The sequence below is a fragment of the Mycobacterium sp. TH-M103 genome (genome assembly GCF_057473785.1).
Genome location: NZ_JBYCLG010000182.1, coordinates 1 through 5,517, shown reverse-complemented (window position 1 = coordinate 5,517; position 5,517 = coordinate 1). Strand labels below are relative to the sequence as shown.

Genomic DNA, 5,517 nt, shown 5'->3' with positions numbered 1-5,517 from the left:
AATACCTTCACAAGTCGAGCACGAACCGCAATGCCTGCACCGCCAACTCAACAAGGGCAAAAGCCTGCACGCTCTGCGTCGTGATCTCTTCGCCCATCAAGGCCATGTCCGGCGCCGACACCTCGATGACCAGGTCGACCAGGCGCTGTGTCTCAACCTGATCACCAACGCCTCGGTACTGTGGACCACCGCTTACCTTGGTGACTCCCTCGATGCCCTGCGCTCCGAGGGCCACCCGGTCACCGACGAGGCCACCGCGCACCTGACACCCGCGCAGCACGACCACATCAACTTCTACGGCACCTAATCCTTTGACGTCGAAACCGAATTGCGTCGCCAAGGACGCCGGCCACTTCGCTCACCAGCCGCCCGAACTCCAACAACCCCGCCTCCGGATCAAGGGTGTCAAGGGACCAGATCCGCTCTGTTGCTGAGAGAACCCGAACTCCCGCCGCGAGCCGGCCAAGCCGGGACCCGACGACCAGCTCTGGTCCGCGGCGCCGCCGGTTACTCGGAACCGGCCACCAGGCGGCGCAGTTGTCGAACATGCAGGAACTCGATCACCGGCATCCCCGCGGTGACGGCGCCGGCCAGGCCGTAGCCGATCCAGGACGGGCCGTCGTGGCCGACGGCCATCAGGTAGGTCGCCGTCGCAACGGCGACCAGCGCGACGCCCATCGTGCCCGCCAGCAGCACGGTGCCGCGCAGCCACACGCGATCCACCGCCTCGCCGGACCACTCGGCGGCCGAATCCGCCGCCTGCACCCGCGGCTGGCGCGTCCGCTCCCCCATCGTGCGCGCCGTCGCGGAGAAACCGGTGCGCAGCGCGGCGCCACCGACCGGGCCGCGCGCCGCCCCGGCGGTCGGCCGGGCGGGCGGCTCCTCCTGGGCCGTGCGGCGAGCACGCAACAGCACCGGGATGGCCCCGGCGATGATCAGCGCGGAAACGATGATGACCGCGTACAACACCCAGGTGGTGTGCGTGCTGCTGCCGGACGTCTTGTGGAAGCCGCGGCCCAGGTCCACCAGCGCGACGGCCGCGGCGACGCTCACGCCAAGCACCACCAGCCAGATCGCCGCGCAGGCCCCGATCAGGAGGCGGTCGATCGCGTCCGGCGGAACGGTGTCCGAGCCACGCCGATAGGAGTATCTGCTGACCATCAGCAGCTCGTCTGCGGTGCGTCGTTGGAGTTCGAGGACAGCACGGTGCCGTCGCTCGTGGTGATCGAGCAGTTGAGCCGGCTGAGCCGGAACAGGCTGGACGCCTCGACCGAGCCCACGTCGGACTGCGAGATCGGCGTGACGGTCATCGACCAGGGAATGTACACGTTGTGCTGCGTGCGCCGGCGACCGGAGGCGTCGACGTAGGTCACCGAGATGATGTCCCCCGGCGCCTTGGTGCCGGTCACCGAATAGGTGACCTGCCGCGGACCGGCCGGGGTTGTTGTCGTTGTCGTCGGCGGGGGCGCCGCGGCGGTCGAGGTGGCCGGCGGCGCCGCCGAGGTGCTCACCGGCGGGGGCGGCGGTGGCGGCGGGGTCACCGTCACCGTCTGGGTTTCCGTGGCGGTGGGTGGCGGCGGCGGTGGTGGTGGCGGCGGGGGCTTCGTCGTGGTGATCTGATCCTGGATCGGCGGGATGGAGGGGGTGGTGGTGGCGGGGTTGGCGAGCTTGCTGGTGTCGGTACGCGCGACGAGCAGCGACACCGACACCACGAGCGCGATCGCCGCCACGATCGCGGCGACGCCGACCACCCACGGCCAGCGCGGGGCGCGATGTTCATCGTCCGGTTCGGGCGACTCGTCGTAGTCGTCGTACTCGTAGAGCCGAAGATCGGCCGGCACGTAGGGGCCGCTGGTGAAGTGCTCGGACTCCGGTGCCGAATAGGCCCGGGAGTATGCGTCGGTCTGGCCGGCCCGCTCCGAGGCCGCCATCTCGGCGTCGTCGAAGGGTTCGAGCTCCTCCACCGGCCCGGCTTCGTCGCCGTGTTCGCTGTCAGTATCCGGTTCGGGGCTGAGCTTGCTGACGGAATCCGGTTCTTCAGGTTCCCATCCCGGGGGGTTCGGCCCGCTCATCTTTGCCTGCCCTGTCCAACTGCGTAACAAGCGCGCGGGGCTCCACGGTCACATCGTTGCGCGCGCACTTCACAAGTTCTCATCCTGCCTGGACAAACCCTACCGAACCGAAAGCGGCAAAAACGTCCTGGCGAACCGGCCGCCGGTCACGTGATCCGATTGTGACCTTCGGGTGCGAAATCAGTGCTTCTCGGGTCCGATGTAGTACTCGAAGACCAACCCGCCCACCGAGGCGAGGATGAACACCACCCCGGCGGTGAGCAGCCAGGGCAGCCACAGCGCCACGCCGACCGCCGTCACCGACGCCGACAGCGCGACCAGGATCGGCCACCAGCTGTGTGGGCTGAAGAAGCCCAATTCGCCTGCGCCGTCGCTGATCTCGGCGCCCTCATAGTCCTCGGGCCGAGTGTCGAGCCGGCGTGCCACGAACCGGAAGAAGGTGGCCACGATCAGCGCCATGCCTCCGGTCAGCGCCAGCGCTGCCGTGCCCGCCCACTCCACGCCACCGGTGGCGTACAGCGACGTCAACACCCCGTACAGCACCGCGACGATGACAAAGAACCCGGCGACGAACTCGAACAGCCTCGCTTCGATATGCATTGGGGGTCCTCACCTACTGGCTTGTGGTCAATTCACCGCGGCGGGTGTCGAACGGGTGGGTGGTCACCGCCACCGGGGACTGGTTGATCGCCTGCAGCGCCTGGGCGTTGGTCTTGCCGTCCATCCGCTGGTGCAGGTAGGCCTTGAAGTCGTTCGCCGACACGACCCGGACCTCGAAGTTCATCATCGAGTGATACGTGCCGCACATCTCGGCGCAGTGACCGACGAACGCGCCGGTCCGGTTGATCTGCTCCACCTGGAAGACGTTGACCGAGTTGTTCGCCTTCGGGTTGGGCATCACGTCGCGCTTGAACAGGAACTCGGGCACCCAGAACGAGTGCACCACGTCGGCGGAGGCCAGCTGGAACTCGATGCGCTTGCCCTCGGGCAGCACGAGCACCGGGATCTCGCTGGTGGTGCCCAGGGTCTCGACCTTGTCGAAGTTCAGGTAGCTGAGGTCCTCGCCGTGGAGACCGTGGGGTGGCCCCACGAGTTCATCGCCGTGCTTGTCGACGCCCACTGGCTTGGGCGCTGCGGCCTTCTTGCGGGCGGGGTCGGCGCCGTCGTAGGTGAAGGTGCCGTCCTTGAAATCCACGCGCTGGTAACCGAACTTCCAGTTCCACTGGAAGGCCGTGACGTCGATCACCACTTCGGGGTCCTTGGCGATGTGCAGCACCTTCTCCTGGACCACCACGGTGAAGTAGAACAGCACCGAGATGATCAGGAACGGCATCACCGTGAGCACCAGCTCCAGGGGCATGTTGTAGCCGAACTGGCGGGGCAGGTCGGTGTCTGTGGCCTTCTTGCGGTGGAAGGCCGACGACCAGAAGATGAGTCCCCACACGATGCCGCCGACGGCGAGCGAGGCGATGACGGCGCCGATCCACAGCTCCCGGTTCAGGTGGGCCTCCGGGGTGATGCCTTCCGGCCAGCCCATCCCCAGCGCTTCCGACCAGCTGCAGCCACTAAGAGTGACCGCAAGCAGCCCCAGCGTCCCGGCCAGCGCCAACGGCCGGCGACGGCGGACCGGAACCCGCGGAACACTCACGGGAAGGCGGCCAAAAAGCCCTTGAAACCTGCCCTGCGACAAACGTTGCGAACGGACCTGCTCGCGAGGTGTCACGTCGGCGCCTCCATGCTCGGATATCGAATACTACGCAGCGTAGACCACGGCGCTGACGCGGGCGACGAAACCCCGGCCGCTCGGGCCGCGCGGCACGTCACGGGCCCATCGGGGCGCGTCACGCGCGGCGCCCACGCGCGCCGCCCGAGTGCGGCATACTGGGGCGCCGTGTGCGGACTGCTGGCTTTTGTCGCGGACCCGGCGGCCGGCGACGGCGCCGGTGCCTCCGACGTCGACGGTGCCGTCACCGCGGCGCTGCGGCTGATGCGGCACCGCGGTCCCGACGAGCCGGGCACCTGGACCGACCCCAGCGCCGACGGCGCGGTCGTCTTCGGCTTCAACCGGCTGTCGATCATCGACATCGCCCATTCGCACCAGCCGCTGCGCTGGGGCCCGCCCGAGCAACCCGGCCGCTACGTGCTGGTGTTCAACGGCGAGATCTACAACTACCTCGAGCTGCGCGACGAACTGGCCGCCCGCCACGACGCTGCGTTCGCCACCGACGGCGACGGCGAGGCCATCGTCGCCGGGTTCCACCACTGGGGCACCGAGGTGCTGGGCCGCCTGCGCGGCATGTTCGCGTTCGCGCTGTGGGACACGATGACGCGCGAATTGTTCTGCGCGCGTGACCCTTTCGGTATCAAGCCGCTGTTCATGGCCACCGGCGCCGGCGGCACCGCGGTGGCCAGCGAGAAGAAGTGCCTGCTGGACCTGGTCGAGCTGCTGGGATTCGAGACCGGGATCGACGAGCGGGCGGTGCAGCACTACACGGTCCTGCAGTACGTGCCCGAGCCCGAGACGCTGCACCGCGGGGTGCGCCGGCTGGAATCGGGCTGTTACGCCCGGATCCGTCCCGGCCGGCAACCGGAGGTCACCCGGTATTTCGTCCCGCGGTTCTCCGCCGAGCCGCTGACCCGCGACACCGAGCAGGCCCGCTATGACGAGATCACCGCGGTGCTGCAGGACTCGGTGGCCAAGCACATGCGCGCCGACGTCACGGTGGGCGCTTTCCTGTCCGGCGGCATCGACTCCACGGCCATCGCGGCGCTGGCCATCCGCCACAACCCGCGGCTGATCACGTTCACCACGGGTTTCGAACGGGAGGGATTCTCCGAGATCGACGTCGCGGTCGCCTCCGCGGAGGCGATCGGCGCCCGCCACATCGCCAAGGTGGTCAGCCCGGAGGAGTTCGTCGCCGCGCTGCCCGAGATCGTCTGGTACCTCGACGAGCCGGTCGCCGACCCCGCGCTGGTGCCCCTGTTCTTCGTCGCCCGCGAAGCCCGCAAACACGTCAAGGTGGTGCTCTCCGGCGAGGGCGCCGACGAGTTGTTCGGCGGGTACACCATCTATCGGGAACCGTTGTCGCTGAAGCCTTTCGACTATCTGCCGCGACCGGTCCGGCGGTCGGTGGGCAAGATGTCGGGGCCGCTGCCGGAGGGCATGCGCGGCAAGAGCCTGCTGTACCGCGGATCGCTGACGCTCGAGGAGCGCTACTACGGCAACGCCCGCAGTTTCTCCGACGCGCAGTTGCGCGCCGTGCTGCCCGGTTTCCGCGAGGACTGGACGCACACCGACGTCACCGCCTCGGTGTACGCCCGATCGGCCGGCTGGGACCCGGTGGCCCGTATGCAGCACCTCGACCTGTTCACCTGGCTGCGCGGCGACATCCTGGTCAAGGCCGACAAGATGACGATGGCCAACTCGCTGGAGCTGCGGGTGCCG

General features: G+C 68.5%; 6 protein-coding genes. 2 read left to right on the top strand and 4 right to left on the bottom strand.

What is annotated here, in order from left to right:
• A partial coding sequence (locus AC2VOR_RS10080; RefSeq protein WP_486963722.1) for a Tn3 family transposase occupies positions 1-307 on the top strand: 307 nt, incomplete at its 5' end.
• A gap of 200 nt (positions 308-507) precedes the next feature.
• On the opposite strand, the gene AC2VOR_RS10075 is transcribed toward AC2VOR_RS10080, so the two are convergent.
• The 4 genes from AC2VOR_RS10075 to ctaC all read right to left on the bottom strand — a co-directional run bounded on the left by AC2VOR_RS10075 (position 508) and on the right by ctaC (position 3,795).
• Complete coding sequence (locus AC2VOR_RS10075) at positions 508-1,161, bottom strand: DUF2561 family protein (protein ID WP_369738273.1); 654 nt, start codon at positions 1,159-1,161, stop codon at positions 508-510.
• Positions 1,161-2,072 (bottom strand): MmpS family transport accessory protein, encoded by a 912-nt coding sequence (locus AC2VOR_RS10070; protein ID WP_369738272.1) that lies wholly within the window; start codon positions 2,070-2,072, stop codon positions 1,161-1,163. Before AC2VOR_RS10070 ends, AC2VOR_RS10075 begins: the two co-directional genes overlap by 1 nt.
• Positions 2,073-2,252: 180 nt before the next feature.
• Complete coding sequence (locus tag AC2VOR_RS10065) at positions 2,253-2,672, bottom strand: cytochrome c oxidase subunit 4 (RefSeq protein WP_369738271.1); 420 nt, start codon at positions 2,670-2,672, stop codon at positions 2,253-2,255.
• Positions 2,673-2,685: 13 nt separating this feature from the next.
• The gene (ctaC, locus tag AC2VOR_RS10060) at positions 2,686-3,795 is read right to left on the bottom strand and encodes an aa3-type cytochrome oxidase subunit II (protein WP_369738270.1); all 1,110 of its coding nucleotides are present in this window, start codon (positions 3,793-3,795) and stop codon (positions 2,686-2,688) included.
• A 168-nt stretch (positions 3,796-3,963) separates the two neighbouring features.
• Between ctaC and asnB the strand changes: the two genes are divergently transcribed.
• Positions 3,964-5,517: asparagine synthase (glutamine-hydrolyzing) (gene asnB, locus AC2VOR_RS10055; protein WP_486963721.1), on the top strand; the 1,554-nt coding region annotated here is incomplete at its 3' end.